The organism is Streptomyces sp. WM6372, assembly GCF_001279655.1.
In the GTDB taxonomy this organism is placed as follows: domain Bacteria; phylum Actinomycetota; class Actinomycetes; order Streptomycetales; family Streptomycetaceae; genus Streptomyces.
In genome coordinates, this window is record NZ_LGDB01000104.1 from 50,656 (window position 1) to 70,883 (window position 20,228).

17 protein-coding genes are annotated in these 20,228 nt (G+C 69.7%); 11 read left to right on the forward strand and 6 right to left on the reverse strand.

Going from position 1 to position 20,228, the window contains the following annotated elements:
• Positions 1-332: 332 nt before the first annotated feature.
• A complete protein-coding gene (locus tag ADK52_RS09395; RefSeq protein WP_053689308.1) occupies positions 333-629 on the forward strand; it encodes a hypothetical protein in 297 nt (98 codons plus the stop codon).
• 322 nt (positions 630-951) lie between these two features.
• Complete coding sequence (locus ADK52_RS44415) at positions 952-1,077, forward strand: hypothetical protein (protein ID WP_267887245.1); 126 nt, start codon at positions 952-954, stop codon at positions 1,075-1,077.
• 299 nt (positions 1,078-1,376) lie between these two features.
• Here ADK52_RS44415 and ADK52_RS09400 read toward each other — a convergent pair whose 3' ends face one another.
• Entirely contained in the window at positions 1,377-2,231 is an 855-nt protein-coding gene (locus tag ADK52_RS09400; RefSeq protein ID WP_053689309.1) for a class I SAM-dependent methyltransferase, read from the reverse strand.
• Positions 2,232-2,337: 106 nt separating this feature from the next.
• Positions 2,338-2,487, reverse strand: coding sequence for a hypothetical protein (locus ADK52_RS42225; RefSeq protein ID WP_159045892.1), 150 nt, complete (start codon positions 2,485-2,487; stop codon positions 2,338-2,340).
• A 753-nt stretch (positions 2,488-3,240) separates the two neighbouring features.
• Between ADK52_RS42225 and ADK52_RS09405 the strand changes: the two genes are divergently transcribed.
• Positions 3,241-4,131: a hypothetical protein gene (locus tag ADK52_RS09405; protein ID WP_053689310.1), complete on the forward strand. Its 891-nt coding sequence runs from the start codon at positions 3,241-3,243 to the stop codon at positions 4,129-4,131.
• A gap of 407 nt (positions 4,132-4,538) precedes the next feature.
• Here the strand turns inward: ADK52_RS09405 and ADK52_RS09410 are convergent, their stop codons facing one another.
• From ADK52_RS09410 to ADK52_RS09430, 4 genes are all read right to left on the reverse strand, one after another.
• The gene (locus tag ADK52_RS09410) at positions 4,539-5,741 is read right to left on the reverse strand and encodes an RICIN domain-containing protein (protein ID WP_053689311.1); all 1,203 of its coding nucleotides are present in this window, start codon (positions 5,739-5,741) and stop codon (positions 4,539-4,541) included.
• Between the two features lie 209 nt (positions 5,742-5,950).
• Entirely contained in the window at positions 5,951-8,800 is a 2,850-nt protein-coding gene (locus tag ADK52_RS09415; RefSeq protein ID WP_053689312.1) for an ATP-binding protein, read from the reverse strand.
• A gap of 209 nt (positions 8,801-9,009) precedes the next feature.
• On the reverse strand, positions 9,010-10,299 hold the full coding sequence (locus ADK52_RS42230; RefSeq protein ID WP_078988172.1) for an RICIN domain-containing protein: 1,290 nt from the start codon (positions 10,297-10,299) through the stop codon (positions 9,010-9,012).
• Positions 10,300-10,774: 475 nt separating this feature from the next.
• A complete protein-coding gene (locus ADK52_RS09430; RefSeq protein WP_053689315.1) occupies positions 10,775-12,451 on the reverse strand; it encodes an IclR family transcriptional regulator domain-containing protein in 1,677 nt (558 codons plus the stop codon).
• A 112-nt stretch (positions 12,452-12,563) separates the two neighbouring features.
• Here ADK52_RS09430 and ADK52_RS09435 point away from each other — a divergent pair, with 112 nt between their 5' ends.
• From ADK52_RS09435 to ADK52_RS09470, 8 genes are read left to right on the forward strand one after another with little or no spacing between them, the layout of a single operon-like run.
• Positions 12,564-13,334: a CoA transferase subunit A gene (locus ADK52_RS09435; protein WP_053689316.1), complete on the forward strand. Its 771-nt coding sequence runs from the start codon at positions 12,564-12,566 to the stop codon at positions 13,332-13,334.
• Positions 13,331-13,981 (forward strand): CoA transferase subunit B, encoded by a 651-nt coding sequence (locus tag ADK52_RS09440; RefSeq protein ID WP_053689317.1) that lies wholly within the window; start codon positions 13,331-13,333, stop codon positions 13,979-13,981. Before ADK52_RS09435 ends, ADK52_RS09440 begins: the two co-directional genes overlap by 4 nt.
• On the forward strand, positions 13,978-15,168 hold the full coding sequence (locus tag ADK52_RS09445) for a thiolase family protein (protein ID WP_053689318.1): 1,191 nt from the start codon (positions 13,978-13,980) through the stop codon (positions 15,166-15,168). Before ADK52_RS09440 ends, ADK52_RS09445 begins: the two co-directional genes overlap by 4 nt.
• A gap of 8 nt (positions 15,169-15,176) precedes the next feature.
• Positions 15,177-15,950 (forward strand): protocatechuate 3,4-dioxygenase subunit beta, encoded by a 774-nt coding sequence (pcaH, locus tag ADK52_RS09450; RefSeq protein WP_053689319.1) that lies wholly within the window; start codon positions 15,177-15,179, stop codon positions 15,948-15,950.
• A complete protein-coding gene (pcaG, locus tag ADK52_RS09455) occupies positions 15,947-16,486 on the forward strand; it encodes a protocatechuate 3,4-dioxygenase subunit alpha (RefSeq protein WP_053689320.1) in 540 nt (179 codons plus the stop codon). Before pcaH ends, pcaG begins: the two co-directional genes overlap by 4 nt.
• Entirely contained in the window at positions 16,473-17,846 is a 1,374-nt protein-coding gene (gene pcaB, locus ADK52_RS09460) for a 3-carboxy-cis,cis-muconate cycloisomerase (protein ID WP_053689321.1), read from the forward strand. The genes pcaG and pcaB overlap by 14 nt, the downstream gene beginning before the upstream one ends.
• Positions 17,843-18,967, forward strand: a complete 1,125-nt coding sequence (pcaC, locus tag ADK52_RS09465) for a 4-carboxymuconolactone decarboxylase (protein WP_053689322.1) — start codon at positions 17,843-17,845, stop codon at positions 18,965-18,967. Before pcaB ends, pcaC begins: the two co-directional genes overlap by 4 nt.
• Entirely contained in the window at positions 18,967-20,148 is a 1,182-nt protein-coding gene (locus ADK52_RS09470; protein WP_053689357.1) for a 4-hydroxybenzoate 3-monooxygenase, read from the forward strand. The genes pcaC and ADK52_RS09470 overlap by 1 nt, the downstream gene beginning before the upstream one ends.
• The last annotated feature ends 80 nt before the right edge of the window (positions 20,149-20,228 follow it).

Genomic DNA, 20,228 nt, shown 5'->3' on the forward strand with positions numbered 1-20,228 from the left:
GGTGGGAGCGGCATGGCCATGTGTCTACCGACCAGTGGGCGGACAAGGGAGCGGACGCGAAGTTCCGTTACGGGAGGACTGTGTCCGCCCCTTTCTCTCAGGGCGCCGCGGAGACGTGACGGTGGCCGCTCCCAGGACTCACGGAGAAGGAGGCCCCACGTGCTCGTCTTCGAGAAGGGCACCGGAGACCCGAACAACATCGCTTACGCTTCGCAGGTCTCCTCGCTCCGCACGTTCATGCGTGCGCGGCTCTGCACATAGGCGAGTACGCCGACACCCGTCTCCCGACGGCCCACCACGATCGCGTCGACAAGAACGAAGGTTTCCCACACATGCAGCAGATCCCCGACGTCGGTAAGAACACGCTCGGCAAGCCGGACCCGTGGGCCAAGTTCCGAGGGCTCGCCTGGTGGCAGCTGGTGCTCTCGGTCGCGCCGATCCTCCTGCTGCCGATCGGTGGAGCGATAGGCGGGGCCATCGGGGCGGCAGGCCTCTTCGCCAACCTCTCCCTGGCCCGCAAGCAGTTCGGTACGCCGCTCAAGGTCCTGTCGATGCTGGGCGTGGTACTCCTCTCCTACCTGGGGTACTTCCTCGTCGCAGGTCTCCTCTACACCCTCATAAAGGGCTGACTCCCCGGTATCCTTCAGAACCGTGTGCCCGCCGGACGGACGACAGATCCCGGGGGACTGACTCCCGTCTTGAGCAGGCCGATCTGGTGCTCTGCCGACCCGGACGGGTCTATGGAGAAACGATGCCTCCCCTCGCCGACGCGGGGGACAGGCGCCACTTCATGAAGCTGTACCAGGACTTCTGACGAGACGACGCCATCCGCTACGTCGTCGATACCGGCTGCAAGGGGAGAGCCCTCCCGGCCGACTACCCGCCCTGGCGTACCCGCGCAGTCCCCCCTTCACCCAACGGCGCCAGGCCCGCGGAGCCAGTCGCTTCACGTTGCTCGCTTCGGCGTCCTTCTCCCTCGCCGCCGGGACCCGGATCACCGCGCCACTGCGGCCGATCATCTCCTTGATGGCCACCGGGTTCCGCGGTACCAGCTCCTGGGCCTCCGCCCAGCAGTAGAGCCCGCCGAGCGCCGTCAACTCGCGGTCCCACTTGGATCCGCCCACGGGCTCGGGTTCTCCGCGGCAAAGCGCCGCCAGCCCTCGTAATCGTCCACGTCATCGGCGACGGCCTGCGTCCGCACATGTCCGCGGCCCGGAGGAAGTTCAGGAACAGGCAGGTGGCGGTGCCGTAGTTCCTACAGCCGTGGTGAACCGGCTTTTGTCGTCGCCGATCTTGCCCAGGATGCGGGCACCGAGCTGGGGACCGATCCCGGGGAGCTCAGCATGATCGCCGCGTGGACCGGTGTCCCGGTCCGCTCAGTGAGCGGTCAGCGAGTAGGCCGGCAGCGGCGTGTTGCCCCGGTCCTTCGCCAGGGACCGAAGCACGTCCGCCTGGCTGAGTACCAGGTCCCGTACTGTTTTCGGTAGTTCAGCCATACGGTCCACGTCGTCGAGCAGTGCCGCGCAGGCGTCCACCTCCCAGTCGCCGTCCTGAAGGGCGGTGGTGTCCACGGCTTGCCCTGGTGCGGGGTCCCAGCCCGCCGCTGCGAGAACCCGGAGCAGACCTTCGTGCGAGAAGGGAGTGCGCACATTGCCTTCGCCCCGAGACCCGCTCGCCTCAATCTGGCCTTGGATCAGGACAGCCAACAGGTGCGGCAGTTGGTCGGCAGAGCGGGGTGCGAGGTCCCACTCGGTGAAGCACAGGTTCCGTGCCCAGCGGCGAACCCGGGCGAGGGTCTCTCCTAGCTGGTCCAAGGAGGCGAAGTACCAGGAGCAGTGTGCGAGGACGGCATAGTCGAACCCGCTGTCAGGGAAGGTGACCGCCTCGTCGAGGACGTCCAGACCGAATCGGAAGTCGATGCGGGAGCCCAGCGGCGTCGCCTTGAGGTGCTTCGCCGACTGCCCGAGGGTGAGCGGGGCGCCGTACGACGGATCCGCTATGTCGACGGCGACCACCCGGCCCTGCGGGCCGACGGCTTCGGCGAGTACGGCCGTCATATCGCCCTGTCCACAGCCAACCTCCAGGACCGACGCTCCGGCCGGGATGCCCCAGCCGGAGACGAGTGCGGCCCGGTAGCGGGTCTGAGCCAGCTGGATGCCGGGACCCACACTGGCGGCGGCCATGGCGGCCGCGATCGAGGGTGCCTTCGCCATCAGATCGGTCTTGTTCACAGGATCCTTCGTCGTCTTCGGGTGCTGTGCATGTCGAGGCCGCGGGCTGCAGCGGCGACACCGTCACCTCTACGCACCCACCCCTGTCGCTACGCCCGCGATTGTCTCAGCCATGACCATCCTGCCCTTGTGCCGTACTGGCCTGGAGCAGGATGGCGACGAACCGGCCGTCGACGACGTTCTTCTCGATCAGCGGCTCCCCGCCGGGTGCGGCGCCGGCCGCCCGGTGCAGCGCCTCGCGGGCGGGCCAGGTCAAGAGGTGCTCCCGCCAGTACGGGTGCCTCGGACCGCACCGCCGGGGCCACCCTGGACCGGTTCCTGGCCCCTGTGCGGATCGGCTCCCGCTGCCGCTGCGCCTTCTCGGCGGGCAGCCCCGAGGGTACCCGCGACAAGTTCGACCGGCTGATGCAGCGGCTACGGGAGCGTCCGATCGGCCCATGGACGTACGCCAGGACGGTCGCGGACACGGTGAACGGCCTCTCTATCGTCGACCTGGCTGGGTGCGCCGACAGCCCCGACCCGCGCGACCCCGCCGTATACCAGGGCCTGGAGGGGGCCAGAGTCCGGCGGGCCGGCGACTCGGGACGCTTCTGGACGTGGGCGGGGAGCCCTGTGCTACCTGGCCTGCCCGGTCCGCCGCGGGTACGACCGCCCGTGGAACAGACACACCGCCCGTCCCGTCCTGGTGATCGGGATCCGGTACGACCCCTCCACTCCCTCCGCGGGCGCCCAGGCCATGGCGGTGAGCTGGCGGACGCCCGCCTGCTCACGAACGACGGGTACGTGGGCACACCGCGCTCTTCAACAGCGGCAGGTGGCATGGGGGCCTCGAAGGCTTCATCGGGGGCGGCCCCGCAGAGACGTGGCGCTGCTGACCTTGTCCCTCGAAGGCGGTCGCATCCCGCCCGGGCGCATCCGCATATTCGCTGTATATGCACTATGCGTGAGCAAATGTGACGTACAGTGGCGAGGCGCGCGCCGACCCTGTCCCGATGACTGTGGGAGTGCCATGTCCGCCACGTCCATGCTGCTGATCAAAGGAACCTTCCGGGCGGCGTTCTCCGCACCGGATGGTGACACCATCCTCTTCCTCCCGGACAACGTGGCTGACTGGAAGCTCGTGCCCGGGGTTAACCGGGTCTTGCCGAAGGGCGACGGCCGCGCCCCGATCCGGCTGGAAGCCATCGACGCGCTGGAGACCCACTATGGGGACAAGGATTCCCCCTCGGGCGTGCAGCACCAGCCGCTGAACCTGGCGCACGAGGCACGTGACGAGCTACTGGCCTCGCTCGGCTTCACCAACGTTGTCCGCGACGGCGAATTCGTCAAGAGCACCGCCCCGGACGCCGTGCCCGGCTTCATCCTCACCCGCGGCGCGGACATCTTCGGCCGGTGCGTGGCCCTGGTCAGCAAGACGTTCCCCCCGGTCTTCAACGGCTACGAAACCGAAGTCGACGAGGACCTGTTGAAGAAGACCGCGAACTACCACATGATCGACCTCGGCCTGGCCTACCCGACCTATTACGCCGCCTTCCCCGACCACCTGCGCGCCTCCCTGACCGTCGCCGCCCGGGCGGCTAGGAACGCGAGGAAGGGCGTATGGGCCAAGGATGCGACCACCGAGGGGGCGAAGGTCACCGGGATGGACTCGCTCACGGCCGAAACCGGGGCCGTGATCCTCCCGAAGCTGTTCCGTCGGCTGAAGGACTACCTGGACCTCAACCCGGCGGATCCCTCCCTGGCCTGCTTCCCCGCTTTCCTCGCCGGAAACTCGGACAAGTTCTACATCCAGGGAAATCCGAAGCAGTTCACCGGCCTGCACAACATTGTCGAGATCACCAACGGCCAGACCGTGAAGATGACCTGCCAGGCCGAGGAAATCACCTTCGACGAGAAGTGAGCGGGAGCCGACCGAACATGACCTGGTCGCGCCCTCGGAAGCGGTATCGCGTCACGCCGTCCGAGAGGCGGGCGCCGGGCCCGGGGCTTGCCCGTAGCCGGGACCGTGCACAGCATCCGGACTCCGCGCCGTCCACGGCGGACGACCACTTCGGCGGCCGGGAGACGGAGCAGGCAATGACGAGCCGGCCCAGTCCATCCCGAGTCCGGCGAGGGCTTCGAGCTTCGTCCGGTCGAGCCGCTGGCGCTGGTTGGCCAGTCAGATCGGGTCCGAGGCCGACGCCGTCCCCCGCCTCAGCCCCCCGAGCGGCCCCGCACGCCTTCCCGCGCGTCACGACCGAAGCCCTACCGGGTTCCACCCCACGAAGAAGGCGAAACCCGGCAACTGATCACGGCATCACTCAGTCCCTAGTTGCGAACGGGGAACGGGAGATTGTCCTGGCAGATCTTGACGGTGCTGTCGGAAGTGCAGGGGATCTGCAGGCTCTTGAGTCCGTCGGTTCCGTCGGGGACCGCTATGTTGGCGGTTCCCTCTCCACTCCATTTCGTCCCGAGGTCGTTCACGACGGTCCATGTGCCGACCACTCGTTTCGTGACCCCGGCACCCATGATCCAGCCGACCTCTCCGGGCTTGATGCGCATGGTGATGAAGCCGCCCTCGGTCTTGCTGGTCGTGTTGGTCGTCGACCAGTTGAACGCGACGGCCACGGACGCGGAGACGGTGACCTCGAGCGGTCCCGCTTCCTTGACGGCCATGCCGACGGTGGCGGTGACCGATCCACCTGTGGTGTAGCTGCTGGTCGTGGTCTGATTCCAGTTGATCTGCTTGTCCACCGGGTCGGTCGTTCCGTTGTACACCGGTGGGCCGACGGTCACGTCCTTGAACTGTGTGCGGACCGCGGCGCTGCTCTTGCTGTGATCGACCTGGTACGTGGCGGAGGCGATGACGTTGGATCCGGCGTCTCGCTGGGTCAGGGCGTACCGGGTGGCCAGGGCTTTGAGCTTGGTGTCCGTGCCGTGCGGGTCCTGGTCGGTGATGATCCATGCCTGGTTGTCGTACCGGTTCTTGCAGTCCCAGAGCCCGACTGTGCTTCCGTCGCCGCTGTGGCCTCCGTAGACGTCCATGCACTTGTTGCTGCTGACGTTGCGCAGGATGTAGCGGGGCCAGGGTCCGTCGACGTCGGAGGGCTGGAGGTACCAGTTCTGCTTGCGGTTGGTGGCGTCGCAGTAGACGGGCTCGACGAGGTGGCCGTTGTCCGTGTTGTAGTCAAGGCACTTGTGGGTCTTGTCGTTGCGGATGAGGAAGCTTCCGTCCTCGTTGGGAAGGAAGCTCCAGGACCCGGTCGTGGGGACCATGCGTATGACGACTTCGGTGCCGTAGTCCGGCGAGTCCGCGGCGAGTTCCAGTTTCGGGTTGGAGACGCCGTTCCCGGAAGGGGCCTCCTGGTGTGACCTGAGAGTGAGACCTGAGAGGGCCGATTGGGCGCCGGTGTCCGCGTGCGCGGTCCCGGTGGTGAGCGGGGACAGGACGGTGGCGGCGGAGGCGATCGAGATCGCCAGCACGGTGGCGCTTACACGCGGCGCCGGCAGGCGCGCGGGGGCAAGGATCATGGGGGGCTTCCGTTTCACGTTTCACGTTCCAGTTGCTGATGCTCGTCCGACAGCGCCCGCCGCCGCCCCCGGACCTCGGCGAGCCGGAGGATCGACGACGCGAGGGAGGATGGGAGGCCGATGTCGAACGGATGCCAACGTAGGCCGCTGATAGGACGGAGACCTCCGCCAACTGACGTACGGTTCAGGGCCGCTGCCGGGCGAAGGGCTCATCCTTCCTCGGGTGACTGCGGCGCGGAGCCGTTGCGGCGGATCACCTCGGTGGCCAGTTCCACTCGGGAGGTCAGGCCGAGCTTGCGCAGGATGTTGGAGACGTGTGTGCTGACGGTGCGGCGAGAGATGCACATGCGCGTGGCTGTCTCGGGGTTGGAGTGCCCTTCGGCGACGTGGCCGGCGACGATGCGCTCGGTGACGGTCAGCGCCTCCCATCCCAGGCGGCCACTGCTGCGTGGTCCACGCGTGCCGCGGCTGACGGAGACGGCCCGAAGGCGGGATGTGGCGCGCGCCGCGTCCCAGGCGGCGTCCAGACGTCCATAGATCGCCAGGGCTTGGTCGAGCAGGAGGCGGGCATCGCTGAGCTGCCCGCGCACGGCCAGCATCTCGGCCGCGTCGGTGTAGGCGTGTGCCTCGCTCAGCGGCCGGGGGGCCTCGCGATACCGGCGGGCCGCTTCCAGTATCAGCTCCGGATCCTGGTCGATGAGTCCCTGGCACCGATGGGCGTCCCCCAGGTGGTAGGGCGCGCCGCTGTGTTCGGCGCGAGAGCGGGCCGCTTGCGCATAGCGCTGGGCGCCGGCCGTGTCACCTTGGCCCAGGGCCAGTCGCACCAGGTCGGGTGTCAGGAAACAGAGGATCAGCTCACCGGGCAGATGCCCGATTCCGCTGTCGAAGGAGTGGGCGAGCCGGCGGTAGGCGCGTTCCGGATCGCCTTGTGCCTCGTCCATCAGGGCCTCGGCACACAAGAACACGTATTCGTAGAACCAGGTGACCGTCCCGCTGTCCTGCGCCGCAGACGCGTCGGCCAGGCGGGCCTGCGCGTCGGCCCGCCGGCCTTGATGAATGGCTATCAGACCCGCCAGTGCCTGCAAGGCCCGACTCATCGCGAAGTGGACGCCGGGATCGAGACCCGCCTCCGCCTCCGCCATCGCGTCCTGCCAACGGCCGCCATGGAACGCCAACAATGCGCACGACAGGTGGTACCAGGGCAGGAAAACGCCCCCCAGGGGCTCCGCGCTTTCACGCACGCCCTCCAGAGTGCGCGCGGCGTCACTGATCAGATCAAGATCCATGTAGCAGTTGGCCAGAGCGAGCTGCAAACCGAGCCACTGCGCCGGATGAATCGTCTCGGGAGTCAGGCGCGACGCCTGCCGGGCGAGCTCCAGCGCCTCGAAGTCCGGAGCCTCGATGAAACGCTTGGCAGCCAGGACCTGGAAGGCATAGGCCAGAGCCGTCCCGTCGCCCCGCTCGGCTGCCGACCGCCGGGCGACGGTCGCCACAGCCCCGGCGTCGGCCAACTGCCCGAGGGCGAAGAGGCACACCGCGCCGAAGGCATGGAACCGAACCGCATCGAGCGGAGACACGCCCGCGCTCCTGCACGCCGCCCGGGTCTCTGCCAGCGCCACATCGGGCCGGCCACGCGCGAACGCGGCCTGAACCAGGATCCAGCGCAACACGAACTCCAAACCACCCTCGCCCACTCGCGCCAGTGCGACACGGGCGCTCTCCTCTGCCTCGGCCAGAAGACCGGACGACAGCTGCGCCACGGCATGGTGCAGTCGTAACTCGTCATAGCGCGGATCAGCGGGATCAGTGGTATCCAGCGCCGCGTCCAGCAGCCGCAACGCCAGCGCGGGCGCACGCGCGGTGAGCTGCAGCGCGGACCGCAGCAGCCAGGGGACCAGCAGCTCCCGGTCCGTGGGTGCCGCCTCCAGCAGGTGCAGGGCGACTCGCTCGGGCACTGCCCCAGCCGTGATGAGAGCGTGCGCTGCCCGGATGTGGAGCATGGAGCGGACTGAACCCGGCACGGCGTCATAAAGAGCCTGCCGCACCAGGTCATGGCGAAACACGACGCTCCGGCCGGTGTCGGCCAGAACCCCGGCCGCCTCGGCCTCAGCGATGCTTGTGAGCAGGACATGCGTGGGTGCGCCCAGTACCGCCGCCAGATCGCGAACGGTACAGCCAGTGCCCAACACCGACGCCACGCGCAGCACCTGCAGTACCTCGTCACGCAGATACGCCAGCCGGTGCGTGATCAGCACGGGCAGCGGCGGTGCGGGGCAACCGGCAGCGGCCTCCGCGACAGCCCCGTGCGTGGTGATCGCGCCTTCCCGCTGCAGGGCAGCGATCAGCTCACCCACGTACAGCGGGTTTCCCGCCGCGCCCTCGCACAGGCGGCGAAGCCGCGGACCGGGCGCCCCTCCGCACACGCCGGCCACCAGCAGGGACACCGCCGAGGCGTCGAGCGGACCCAGCTCCAGGACTGTGTGATCGCTGGCCCCCAGTCCCCGGCTGAACAGTTCGATCTCGACGGCCCTGGGGACCGGCCTGAACGCGCCGACGACGAGCAGCGGCAGCTGGCCCGCCGACCGCACCAGCCGCCGCAACACCCACAGACTCGCAGGATCAGCCCACTGCAGATCATCAAGGAACAGCGCCAGCGGCCCCTGCGCACACATCTCCTCGACCAAAACGATCATGGCCTCCACGGTGGCGAAATCGACGCTCCCCGACGCACCCGGCAGTCCGTACCGCGCCTCACCGCGCAGCACATCGCCGGCCCGAGCCTGCAACGAGCCCACCGGAGCGTCCCCGACCCCCAGGCAAGCCGAGATCAGAGCGAACGGGCGAGCTCTGTCCAACTCCCGCGCGGACCCCCACACCACCTTGATGCCCGCGCGCTCAGCGCCCGCCGCCGCGCACCGCAGTAACGCGGTCTTGCCCAGCCCTGCCTCGCCGACGACGAACGCGGCCCGTCCCGATCCACGCGCCGCGGCTGCCGCCAAAGCGGACAGCTCCGCCTCTTCGGTGTCCCGTCCCACCAGGCGATGCGCCAAGAACTCCACGACCGATTCTCCCCGTTGTCAGTGCCTACCCGCTCGGCGAAGTCCTCTTGCCGGAACAGCCGTCTGCAGGGGATCCCGTACCGGCTCCGGAGAGACGAATGCATGCCCAGCCATGGGCGAGAGCGGCCCTCGGAGGCCCGACGGCCGGGCCGTCACCACGGCGGGCCAGAACCGGACCCCGGGAACAGAGACAGGGCTGAAGGGCCTGCTCACTCACCATGGTTCATGGTGAAGACGAAGCTCTCGGAGTTGTAGTAGTTGGGCAGGTGCGCGAGATAGGAGCCCCCGTGAGGTGGATTCTCCTTCCACCAGTCCTCTGGGCCGAACAGGTGTGAGGAGTAATCGCTCGATGCGACACGCGGCACGAACTGCAAGCGGAACGCGTCTGATCCCTTCTCCGGGCTGATGCTCCACAGCTGTACCCCGTGGCGGCTTGAAGAGCGGTCATCACATTCGTTGAGGACGACGCGGACGATGTTTCCGCCACCCTCGGTACCGTCGAGGCACTTGTCGCTGCCCGTGTTGCGCAGCCGGTACGCGCCGGATGCGTCCTTGAACGTCTCCCACCGCTGCAGGGCCGCGTCCCGGCACTCCTCAAGGCGCAGTGCGGCCCCTGCGGCGCGGCTCAGCGCGCCGACGCACAGCCCGGTCGCTTTGTTGACGAGCGGGAAACCGATGGGAGGGCTGCTCTGTGTGGGGGAGGAGGTGTCTTCGGGCACAGGGTCTTCCGGCGTGCTCGACGGAGTGGAGGAGGCCAGGGCGGGGGCCACGGTGGAGGGAGCAGGAGACGCCGTGGTGGCACCGGCGGCCGCGGGTACGGGGGGCACGATGGTGGCGTGGGCCGGGGGCGGAGGGCCGGCATCGGAGGGGCCGGTCGTCTCGACGGCGGTGACGATGCCCGTGGCCGCTACGGTGACGGAGAGGGCTGCCACAAGGAGCGAGGCGCGGGACCGCGTGACGGACCGGTTGCGGGGGCGCGGTCCCGGGGGTGGGAAGCCTGGGCCGGCGGTCGTGCTCACTTCGGACGCCGCGGGCGTCGGTGCTTGCGAGTCGACGTGGGGGGTGTCGGCGCGGGAGGTGGCTGCGTTCTGTGCCGCCTCCAGGAGAAGGCCGGTGAGGACTGCCTGGCTTCCACTGCGAAGGATGGCCAGATTGGCCCGGATATCTGAGCAGCTACGGCAGGCTGTGGTGTGCTGGGTGAGGACGTTCGATGCATCGGAGACGCCTCCTTGCGCCGTGTCATCCATCGCGGCGGTCAGATGGCGGCAGGTCCGGCTTGGGGCCTGTGCGACGTAGGTTCGCAGGTATGCCTCGCACAGCTGCGTGCGGGCGGCCGAGGGGGTTGCGGAGGCGTCGCGGTCAGGTCGCTCCGCCCGGCGGAGCCCGGTGTGTTCGGGGACTTCGGCTATTTCGGGGCACAGGGCCTGTTGCGATGCCGGGGACAGTGTGCGGAAGGCTTGCAGGACCAGGGGGTCCTCGCCGGCGGCCGTCTGGGTCACGGTGCTCCTTGTTGCAAGTACGCAAGAGGCCGCGATGTGCGGAGAAGGCAGTCATGAGCCGGCCTGACGGGGCGGGTGAGGGATGGAGCCGCCCGATGAGGGGAAACGCAACGACCTGTACCCGTGGTTCGGAACGCGGACGGTGCACTCTCCTTGGCCTCTTGGGGAGATGAAGCGTGCAGGCGAAAGGCAAAGGGAGTCAAGTAGCGAAACCCTGACCGCGGTTGGTCGCCGCACTGACCCATTTTCAATGGTCACGAACAGGTCTCAGCTGCCCACGTGTCATGTTCTGCCGGAGGATTCCGCCGCATCCTTGGCGGAGAGATCACCTGTCGGCTGCGTGCTCGTCCCACAGCTCCCCGCCACGAGAAGAGGATCACGCAATTTCGCCGGGGAGACGCGCCGGTGAACCGCTTCCAGTTCGTCGCCGACCGCCCCGCCGGGTCCCGTTCCGCGTGACACCGGCAGCCGGGTGTCAGGCCTCCGGGATCCGGGTGAAGCGGGCTGCGATGTGGAGGTCGGCTTCGATGTCGGCGGCGGTGGCGCGGAGTTCCGGGAGGATGTCGGTTACGCAGGCGGATGCCGTGCGGCGGCTGCTGTGCATCGCGACGTTGAGGGCGGCGACCGTGCGTCCGGAGCTGTCGTGGACGGGCACCGCGATCGAGCGGAGGCCTTCCTCCAGTTCCTCGTCGACCAGGGCGTAGCCGTCGTGCCGGACGCGGAGGAGGAGTGTGCGGAGGGAGTCGGGCTCTGTGACCGTGCGGGGAGTGAAGGGGCGGAGGCCGGTACGGGCCAGATAGGCCGTGCGTTCCCCCTCGGGAAGCCCGGCCAGGAGGACACGCCCCATGGAGGCGGCGTACGCGGGGAAGCGGGTGCCGATGGTGATGTTGACGTCCATGATGCGTTCGACGGCGACGCGCGCGGTGTAGCGGACGTCGTCGCCGTCCAGGACGGCGAGGGACGTGGAATCGTGGACGGTCCGGGCCAGCCGTGCCATGTGCGGTACGGCGATCTCGGGGAGCGTCGTACGCGACAGGCCCGGATAGCCGAGTGAGAGTACGCGCGGGGTGAGGTGGAAGAGACGGTCCCGTGAGGCGACGTAGCCGAGGTGTTCCAGGGTGATGAGGGCGCGGCGCGCGGTGGCCCTGGCGAGTCCGGTGGTCTCGGCGATCGTGCTGAGCGGGAGCTGCGCCCTTCCCTCGCCGAAAGCCGTGATCACGGTCAGACCGCGGGCCAGGGACTCCACGAACTCCGCGCCGAGCTCCTGCTTGGAGGCGGCGGTCCAGCCGGCGAGTTCCGTGCTCGGTTCCGCTGCTGTGGGCCCGGACCTCAGCAACGTGCGCTCCATCGCGGCCACGGTCTTCCGTGCCCGGGGCAGTACGGCCCTTCGCAGCGAGTCGGCACTGTGCCGACTGGTGTGGCTGACGATGCTGAGCGCGCAGACGACCCGTCCCCGGGCGTCGCGCACGGGGACGGCGAGCGCGATCAGCCCGGGCTCGATGCGCTGGTCGTCCACGGCATAGCCGTCCTTCGCGGAGAGAGCAGCCCGTTCCCCGAAGTCTGCGAAGTCCTTGGCGCGGTCCGTTGCGAATCGCGGTGGTACGTAGGGGAACGCCCGGTCCTGCGGGTCCGCGGCCCGGCGCCGGTGCCACGCGGCCCAGTCCTCCTCCGTCCAGCTCGTCGCAGCGAGCAGAGGACCGGGCGCCGTGCGCTCGGCCGGGAGCAGGTCGCCGATGCGGAACGTCAGCGACAAAGCACGCCGCCGGGTGGTCTGGTGCACGAAGAGGATGCCGTCACGGTCGGGGACTGCGAGGGACACCGACTCGTCGAGTTGCTCGGCCAGGTTTTCGCAGAGCGCGTGCAGCGGCCCCGGGACGTGGAGAGCGGCCAGGTATGCGTTTCCCAGTTCCATCAAGCGGGGCGCGAGCCTCGCCTGATGTTCGTCGAGCCGCAGATAGCCCATGCGCGCCAGGGTCGCGGCGACCCGGTCGATGGTGGAGCGGGCGAGCCCGGTGGCGCGGGCGACATCGCTCAGGGACATCCGGCCGCCTGCGTCGCTGATTTCTCGCAGTACGGCGATGCCGCGCATCAGGGGTCCCACGGCCTCGGCAGGTGCGGTGGTCGGATCTTCGGCGGGAAGGTCGGCCTGCATTCGGTGCTCCAGGGGCGTTGACATGCGTGCCGGGTGCACGCACACTCGCGGCGAGTCAAAAATGAACCTTAGTTCATCTGGCGAACAACCGGAAGGGGCGGCGAGAGCCTCCATGGACAAGATCAAACGCTCCGCCGCAGAGGCGGTCGCCGGAATCACTGATCACGCTTCGCTCGCAGTCGGCGGATTCGGCATCAGCGGTGTGCCGAACGTCCTGATCGAAGCGGTGTACGCCCAGGGTGCGGTCGGCCTCGGTGTCGTTTCCAACAACTGCGGCGTCGACGGCGGTGGCCTCGGCATCCTGCTCGCCGCAGGCCGCATCGCCCGCGTCACCGGCTCGTACATCGGTGTGAACAAGGAGTTCGCCCGCCAGTACCTCCAGGGCGAGCTCGAGGTGGAACTCGTTCCCCAGGGCACGCTCGCCGAGCGGCTGCGCGCCGGCGGCTGCGGCATACCCGCCTTCTACACCCCAGCCGGCGTCGGCACCCAGGTCGCCGAAGGGGGACTGCCCTGGCGCTACGCCCCCGACGGGTCGGTCGCCTTGCCTTCCCCCGCCAAGGAGCTGCGGACCTTCGGAGGGCGCGACCACATCCTCGAACACGCCATCACCACCGACTTCGCGCTCGTGCGGGCGGCGAAGGGGGACCGCCACGGGAACCTGGTCTTCAGCAAGGCGGCCCGCAACTTCAACCCTCTCGCGGCGATGGCCGGGCGGGTCACGATCGCCGAGGTGGAGGAGCTGGTCGAACCGGGCGAGCTCGACCCGGACGCCGTCCATGTCCCGGGGGTGTTCGTCCAGAGGGTGCTTCCGCTGACCCCCGAGCAGGCGGCCGCCAAGGGCATCGAGAAGAGGACCGTACGGAAGGCGGCGGCGCACCGATGAGCTGGACGCGCGACGAAATGGCCGCCCGCGCGGCCGCCGAACTCACCGACGGATCGTATGTGAATCTCGGCATCGGACTGCCCACCCTCGTACCGAACTTCCTCCCGGCCGGCGTGGACGTCGTCCTGCACTCGGAGAACGGGATCCTCGGCGTCGGGCCGTACCCGCACGAGGACGAGGTGGATCCGGACCTGATCAACGCCGGAAAGGAGACCGTCACCACCCGGCCCGGAGCCGCGTTCTTCGACTCCGCCCTGTCCTTCGGCATGATCCGGGGCGGCCACATCGACACCGCCGTTCTCGGTGCCATGCAGGTCTCCGCGGGCGGAGACCTGGCCAACTGGTCCGTACCCGGAAAGATGATCAAGGGCATGGGAGGCGCGATGGACCTCATCCACGGCGCCCGCAGGGTGATCGTCCTGACGGACCACACCACCAGGGACGGCTCTCCGAAGATCCTCCGGAAGTGCACGCTTCCCCTGACGGGCCGGGCGTGCGTGCACCGGGTCATCACCAACCTCGGCGTCCTCGACGTGACCGGCGACGGGCTCGTGCTCGTCGAAACAGCGCCCGGCGTCACCTACGACGACGTACGCCACAGCACAGCGGCTCCCGTCAGGGACGCCTCCACGAAGGAGCTGACATGACAGGCCGTCTGCGTGACGTGTACGTCGTCGATGCCGTCCGCACCCCGGTCGGCCGGTACGGCGGAGCCCTGGCCGGTGTGCGCCCCGACGATCTCGCCGCCGGGGTACTGGCAGCCCTCGTCTCCCGTACGCCGCAACTCGACCCGGCCCGTATCGACGACGTGTTCTTCGGTAACGCCAACGGCGCGGGCGAGGACAACCGTGACGTGGCCCGGATGGCCGTCCTGCTCGCCGGACTGCCGGTCACCGTGCCCGGCACCACGGTGAACCGGCTCTGCGGCTCCGGAATGGAGGCCGTCGTCCAGGCCGCCCGCGCCATCGCCGTCGGCGACGCGTCGGTCGCGGTCGCAGGCGGTGTGGAGTCGATGAGCCGAGCCCCCTGGGTGGTGCGCAAGCCCGAGCACGGGTTCCCCGTCGGCCACCAACAGATGTACTCGACGACCCTCGGCTGGCGGATGGTCAACCCGCGGATGCCCGACGAGTGGACGGTCAGCCTCGGTGAGGGCGCGGAGCTCATCGCCGAGCGGTACGGGATCGACCGCGAGGCACAGGACGCGTTCGCCCTCGACAGCCACCGCAACGCCGCCCGCGCCTGGGCCGAAGGCCTGTACGACGAAGAGGTCGTCCCCGTCGACGGCGTGGACCTGACCCGCGACGAATGCATCCGCGACAGCACCTCGTCGGCGGCGCTCGCCAGACTGAAGCCGGCGTTCCGCACGAACGGGACCGTCACCGCCGGAAACGCCTCTCCGCTCAGCGACGGCGCCGCCGCACTGCTTCTCGTGGACGAGAACGGCCTGCGCGCCACCGGCCGCGAACCCCTCGCCCGCATCGGGGCCTCGGCCGTCACCGGTATCGCGCCGCAGTACTTCGGGGCAGGCCCCGTCGAGGCCGTCCGCCGCGCTCTCCGGAAGGCGGGCCGTGAGCTGGGCGAATTGCGCACCCTCGAGCTGAACGAGGCGTTCGCCGCCCAGGCTCTGGCATGTCTTGATCAGCTGCCCGGTCTCGACGCGGCCGTCCTCAACCCGCGCGGCGGCGCCATCGCCGTCGGCCATCCGCTGGGCGCATCCGGTGCCCGGATCACCGGCGCGGTCGCCCATCAGCTCGCCGCCGCAGGGGCCGGAACCGGCCTTGCGGCGCTGTGCATCGGCGTCGGGCAGGGCCTGGCGCTCGTCCTGGAAAGGTGACAGGTCCCATGATTCCCACCCAGCGGCAGATCAGTGCAGAGATCACCGCGGCGCACGCGATCGCCGCGCAAGCGGCCAGGGACGGCGCCCCGGCAGCGGGCCACCCCGCCCGCGACTTCGCCCCGTACCGCAGCAGCGTCCTGCGGCACCCGCAACGACCGCCCGTCCTCGTGGGAGGCGACCCCGAGGCCGTGGAACTTCACGGACCGGTATTCGGCGTCACCGACGTCACCGAACTCGACGCGGACCTGACCCGGCAGCATGCGGGTGAGCCGCTCGGCGAACGCATCACCGTCACCGGGCGGATCCTGGACCGGTCGGGACGGCCCGTTCGCGGACAGCTCGTCGAAATCTGGCAGGCCAATGCGTCGGGACGGTACGCGCATCAACGCGACCGGCATCCCGCACCGCTGGACCCCCATTTCACCGGCTCCGGCCGCTGCCTGACGCAGGCCGACGGCACGTACGCGTTCACCACGGTCAAACCCGGCGCCTATCCATGGCGCAACCACGGCAACGCCTGGCGGCCCGCCCACATCCACTTCTCGCTCTTCGGCACGGCGTTCACCCAGCGGCTGGTGACACAGATGTACTTCCCCGGCGATCCGCTCTTCCCCTACGACCCGATCCTTCAGTCAGTCACCGACCCGGCGGCGCGAGCCCGGCTCGTCGCCACGTACGACCACGACCTCTCGACCCCCGAATGGTCCCTCGGCTACCGCTGGGACATCGTCCTCGACGGCCCGGCAGCCACGCTCCCCGACCCGGAGGAGGAACGGTGACGTTCGCCCCGACACCCTCGCAGACCATCGGCCCCTTCTACGGGTATGCCCTCCCGTTCCCCGGGGGCGGAGACGTAGCCCCCGCCGGGCACCCCGCCGCGGTCACCGTTCACGGATGCGTACACGACGGGAACGGGATCCCGGTACCGGACGCACTCCTCGAATTCTGGCAGGGCCCAGGCCGCGCCGGTTCCTTGCGCCGAGACCCGGTCACCGGGGGATACGCCGGCCGCAACGGCGTGGACTTCACAGGTTTCGGCCGCGTGGCGACCGATGCCGACGGGCGCTGGGCCGTACGCACCCTCCCACCGCCGGAGCACGCGCCGTACCTGTCGGTGTGCGTGTTCGCACGCGGGCTGACACACCACCTGTTCACACGGGCCTACCTCGACGAGACGGCGCCCGAACCGCTGCTCGACGCGTTGCCGGAGGAACGCAGGTCCACCCTGGTCGCCGTGCCCGACGGCGCACGGACCTACCGCTTCGACATCCACCTGCAAGGGGAGAAGGAGACGGTGTTCCTTGAATTCCGCTGAAGACGTCGGGCTTCTCGCCCCGGTGTGGGCAGGCACCCCGGTCGAGGCGGCCACGGGCGACCAGGCCGTCCTGCGGGCGATGCTGGACGCGGAGGCGGCGATCGCGCGGGCCCACCATCCGGAAGCCGGACAGACCGTCACTGCCGTCGCCCGCACGCCCGGCCTGTTCGACGCACGCTCCCTGGCCCTGCGCGCCCGGGCCGGGGGGAATCCGGTGATCCCCCTGGTCGCCGATCTCACCGCGGCCGTCGCCGAACGCAACCCCGGGCACGCCGACTTCGTCCACCGGGGTGCCACCAGCCAGGACATCCTGGACAGCGCCCTGATGCTCGTGGCGGCCCGGGCCGTGGACCTGGCGGTCGCCGACCTTCGGCGAACGGCCGACGTTCTCGGCGCTCTCGCCGCCCGTCACCGCCACACGCCCATGGCCGGCCGGACCCTCACCCAACACGCCGTCCCCACCACCTTCGGACTCAAGGCGGCGGGCTGGCGCTCACTCGTGCTGGACGCGCACGACCGTCTGACGCACGTCCGGGGCACCCTGCCCGCGCAGCTGGGGGGTGCCGCGGGGACGCTGGCCGCCTTCGGCGACCGGGGCCTGCCTCTCATGGCCGCCTTCGCACGGGAGATCGGCCTGGCCGAACCCGTGTTGCCCTGGCACGTCCTGCGCACGCCGATCGCCGATCTGGGCGCGGCACTGGCGTCCTGCACCGGCGCACTGGGCAAGATCGCCGCTGACGTCCTGGTGCTGTCCCGCACCGAGGTCGGCGAGCTGGCGGAAGGCACCGGCGGCGGCTCCTCGGCGATGCCCCACAAGAGCAACCCGGCACGGTCCACGCTGATCGCGGCAGCTGCCCGCCAACTGCCCGCGCTCGCCTCGGTCCTCCTCGGCTCCCTGACCGCCGAGGACGAACGTCCCCCTGGAGCCTGGCACGCGGAATGGCTGCCCCTGCGCGAGGCACTGCGGCTGGCCGGCGGCGCGGCACATGCGGCCGCGGACCTGTGCGCTGACCTGGTGGTCCGCCCCGACCGGATGAGAGCCAACCTGGCACTGACCGGCGGACTGGTGCTCACCGAGCACGTCCTGGCCGCGCTGGTACCGACGCTGGGCCGCGCGGAGGCCCGCCGCGTGGTGACCGCGGCCGCACACCGCGCCGCGCGGCAGGGCACCAGCCTCTTCCAGGACCCGGAGCTCACGACCCGGCTCCCCGCCACGACCCTTGCCCGTCTCTGCGACCCGGCCGGATACCTGGGCTCCGCGCCCGCCCTGGTCGACCGCGCCCTCACACGCGGCCACGGCCCCGTGAGCACCCACGCACACCCGCCCGCTCCCGACCCTGAATCCCAGGACACCCCATGACCCCCGCACTCCACCACCGCATCGACGGCCCGGCCGACGCCCCCGTCCTCGTCCTCGGCCCCTCGCTGGGGACCTCGCTGTCCGTCTGGGACCCCCAGGTCCCGGCACTCGCCCGGCAGTGGCGCGTCGTGCGCTGGGACCTCCCGGGCCACGGCGGCTCCCCGGCCGGCCTGCTTCCCACCGGGTCCGGCATCGGAGCCCTGGGCAGACTCGTCCTCGACCTCGCCGACAGCCTCGGAGCCGACGCCTTCTCCTACGCAGGCATCTCCCTCGGCGGCGCCGTCGGCACGTGGCTTGCCGCACACCACCCCAGTCGCATGACCGCACTCGCGCTCGTCTGCTCATCGGCCCGCTTCGGGGATCCCCAGCCCTGGCGAGAACGCGCCGAGACCGTGCGAAAGAACGGCACCGACTCACTCGCCGCGAACGCACCCGCGCGCTGGTTCACGCCCGCGTTCTCCCGGTACGAGGCGCTCGTCGCCGATCAGCGTTCCGTCGACGCGGAGGCCTACGCCCGCTGCTGCGACCTCCTCGCCGGCACCGATCTCCGCGCCGACCTGGCCGGCGTCACGGCACCCACACTCGTCATCGCCGGACGCGACGACCAGGCGACCCCGACCCACCACTCCCGTGCACTCGCGGACGGGATCCGCAACGCCCAGCTCCTCGAAGTGCCCCACGCCGCGCACCTGGCGAACGTAGAGCAGTCCCAGGCCGTACTCGGTGCGCTCCAAGCCCACTTCGCATCCTGCTCACCCGGCATGGCCGTCCGCCGCGCCGTACTCGGCGACGCCCACGTCGACCGGGCCGTCACGGGGACCACGCCGTTCACCGCGCCCTTCCAGGACCTCATCACCCGCTACGCCTGGGGCGAGATCTGGAGCAGCAACCTCCTGGATCGGCGCACACGCAGTTGCATCACCCTCACCGCACTCGTCGCAGGGCGGCACGAGGACGAGCTCGCCATGCACATCCGGGCCGCCGTCCGGAACGGGCTGACCCCGCAGGAGATCGGCGAGGTGCTCCTGCAGTGCGCCGTCTACTGCGGGGTGCCCGCCGCAAACTCCGCCTTCGCCGTGGCGGACCGCATCCTGAACGAAATCGAGGAAGGGAAATGCTGATGCACACCACCGTCGGCATCATCGGTGGCGGCCCGGCCGGGCTGCTGCTGGCCAGACTGCTGCACAACGAAGGAATCGACAGCGTCGTGCTGGAACGGCGCGACCGCACCTACGTCGAGCAGAGGCAGCGGGCCGGAATTCTCGAACAGGCCACCGTCGACGCGCTGCGCACCGCCGGAGCCGGCGCGCGACTGGACCGCGAGGGCATGCCCCACGACGGCATCGAGATGCGGTTCGCGGGCCGTACCCACCGCATCGGCTTCCCCTCGCTCACCGGTGGACGAAACGTCACCGTGTACGCCCAGACCGAGGTCGTGAAAGACCTCATAGCCCTCCAGCTCGCAGCAGGCGGCCCGCTGCTGTTCGAGGCCCAGGTGACGTCCATCGAAGGCGCCGACACTGCCAATCCGGTCGTCCACTTCGTCAACGAAGGCCGAGAGCAGACGCTGACGTGCGACTACGTCGTCGGGTGCGACGGCTTCCACGGTGTGGCCCGCAATGCCGTTCCCGCCTCCCTGCGGAATTCCTACGAGCGGACCTACCCCTACTCCTGGCTCGGCATACTCGCCGAAGCGCCACCCGTCTACAACGAGCTGATCTATGCCCATTCCGAGCGCGGCTTCGCCCTCGCCAGCATGCGCTCTCCGTCCGTGAGCCGCCTCTACCTCCAGGTACCCAACGGCACAGACCCTGCCGCCTGGTCCGATCAGCGAATCTGGGACGAGCTGGACGCGAGGTTCGCGACCGACAGCGATCCCGGCTGGAAACTGGAACGCGGCCCCATCACCTCGAAGGCCGTGCTCCCGATGCGCAGCCACGTCACCGAGCCGATGCGCTACGGGCGGGTCTTCCTGGCCGGAGACGCCGCTCACATCGTGCCGCCGACCGGGGCCAAGGGGCTCAACCTGGCCGCCGCCGACGTGATCGTGCTGGCCCGTGCCCTGGCCCGGTGGCGCAACACCGGCTCGTGCGAGCTGCTGGACACCTACTCGGACACCTGCCTGCAGAGGGTGTGGAGAGCCGAGCACTTCTCCTACTTCATGACGACCACCTTGCACACGGACCCGAATCAGTCCGCTTTCGAGACCCGACTGCAGATCGCGCAGCTGGAACGCGTGGCGACCTCGGCTCACGCGGCGGCGGAACTCGCCGAGAACTACACCGGTTTGCCACTCGGCTGATCCGCGGAAGGGAATCCCCGACCCCGCAGCGAGCCTTTGCGCTGCGGGGCGGAGCCATGCCATCCCCTACGACGACAGCA

What these genes read in the sequence shown, in the direction of transcription:
- ADK52_RS09445 (WP_053689318.1), top strand. Translation starts at nt 13,978, where the DNA reads ATGACAGGCCGTCTGCGTGACGTGTACGTCGTCGATGCCGTCCGCACC.
- ADK52_RS09410 (WP_053689311.1), bottom strand. Translation starts at nt 5,741, where the DNA reads ATGATCCTTGCCCCCGCGCGCCTGCCGGCGCCGCGTGTAAGCGCCACC.
- ADK52_RS09440 (WP_053689317.1), top strand. Translation starts at nt 13,331, where the DNA reads ATGAGCTGGACGCGCGACGAAATGGCCGCCCGCGCGGCCGCCGAACTC.
- pcaH (WP_053689319.1), top strand. Translation starts at nt 15,177, where the DNA reads ATGATTCCCACCCAGCGGCAGATCAGTGCAGAGATCACCGCGGCGCAC.
- pcaC (WP_053689322.1), top strand. Translation starts at nt 17,843, where the DNA reads ATGACCCCCGCACTCCACCACCGCATCGACGGCCCGGCCGACGCCCCC.
- ADK52_RS09470 (WP_053689357.1), top strand. Translation starts at nt 18,967, where the DNA reads ATGCACACCACCGTCGGCATCATCGGTGGCGGCCCGGCCGGGCTGCTG.
- ADK52_RS09430 (WP_053689315.1), bottom strand. Translation starts at nt 12,451, where the DNA reads ATGCAGGCCGACCTTCCCGCCGAAGATCCGACCACCGCACCTGCCGAG.
- ADK52_RS09405 (WP_053689310.1), top strand. Translation starts at nt 3,241, where the DNA reads ATGTCCGCCACGTCCATGCTGCTGATCAAAGGAACCTTCCGGGCGGCG.
- ADK52_RS09395 (WP_053689308.1), top strand. Translation starts at nt 333, where the DNA reads ATGCAGCAGATCCCCGACGTCGGTAAGAACACGCTCGGCAAGCCGGAC.
- ADK52_RS09435 (WP_053689316.1), top strand. Translation starts at nt 12,564, where the DNA reads ATGGACAAGATCAAACGCTCCGCCGCAGAGGCGGTCGCCGGAATCACT.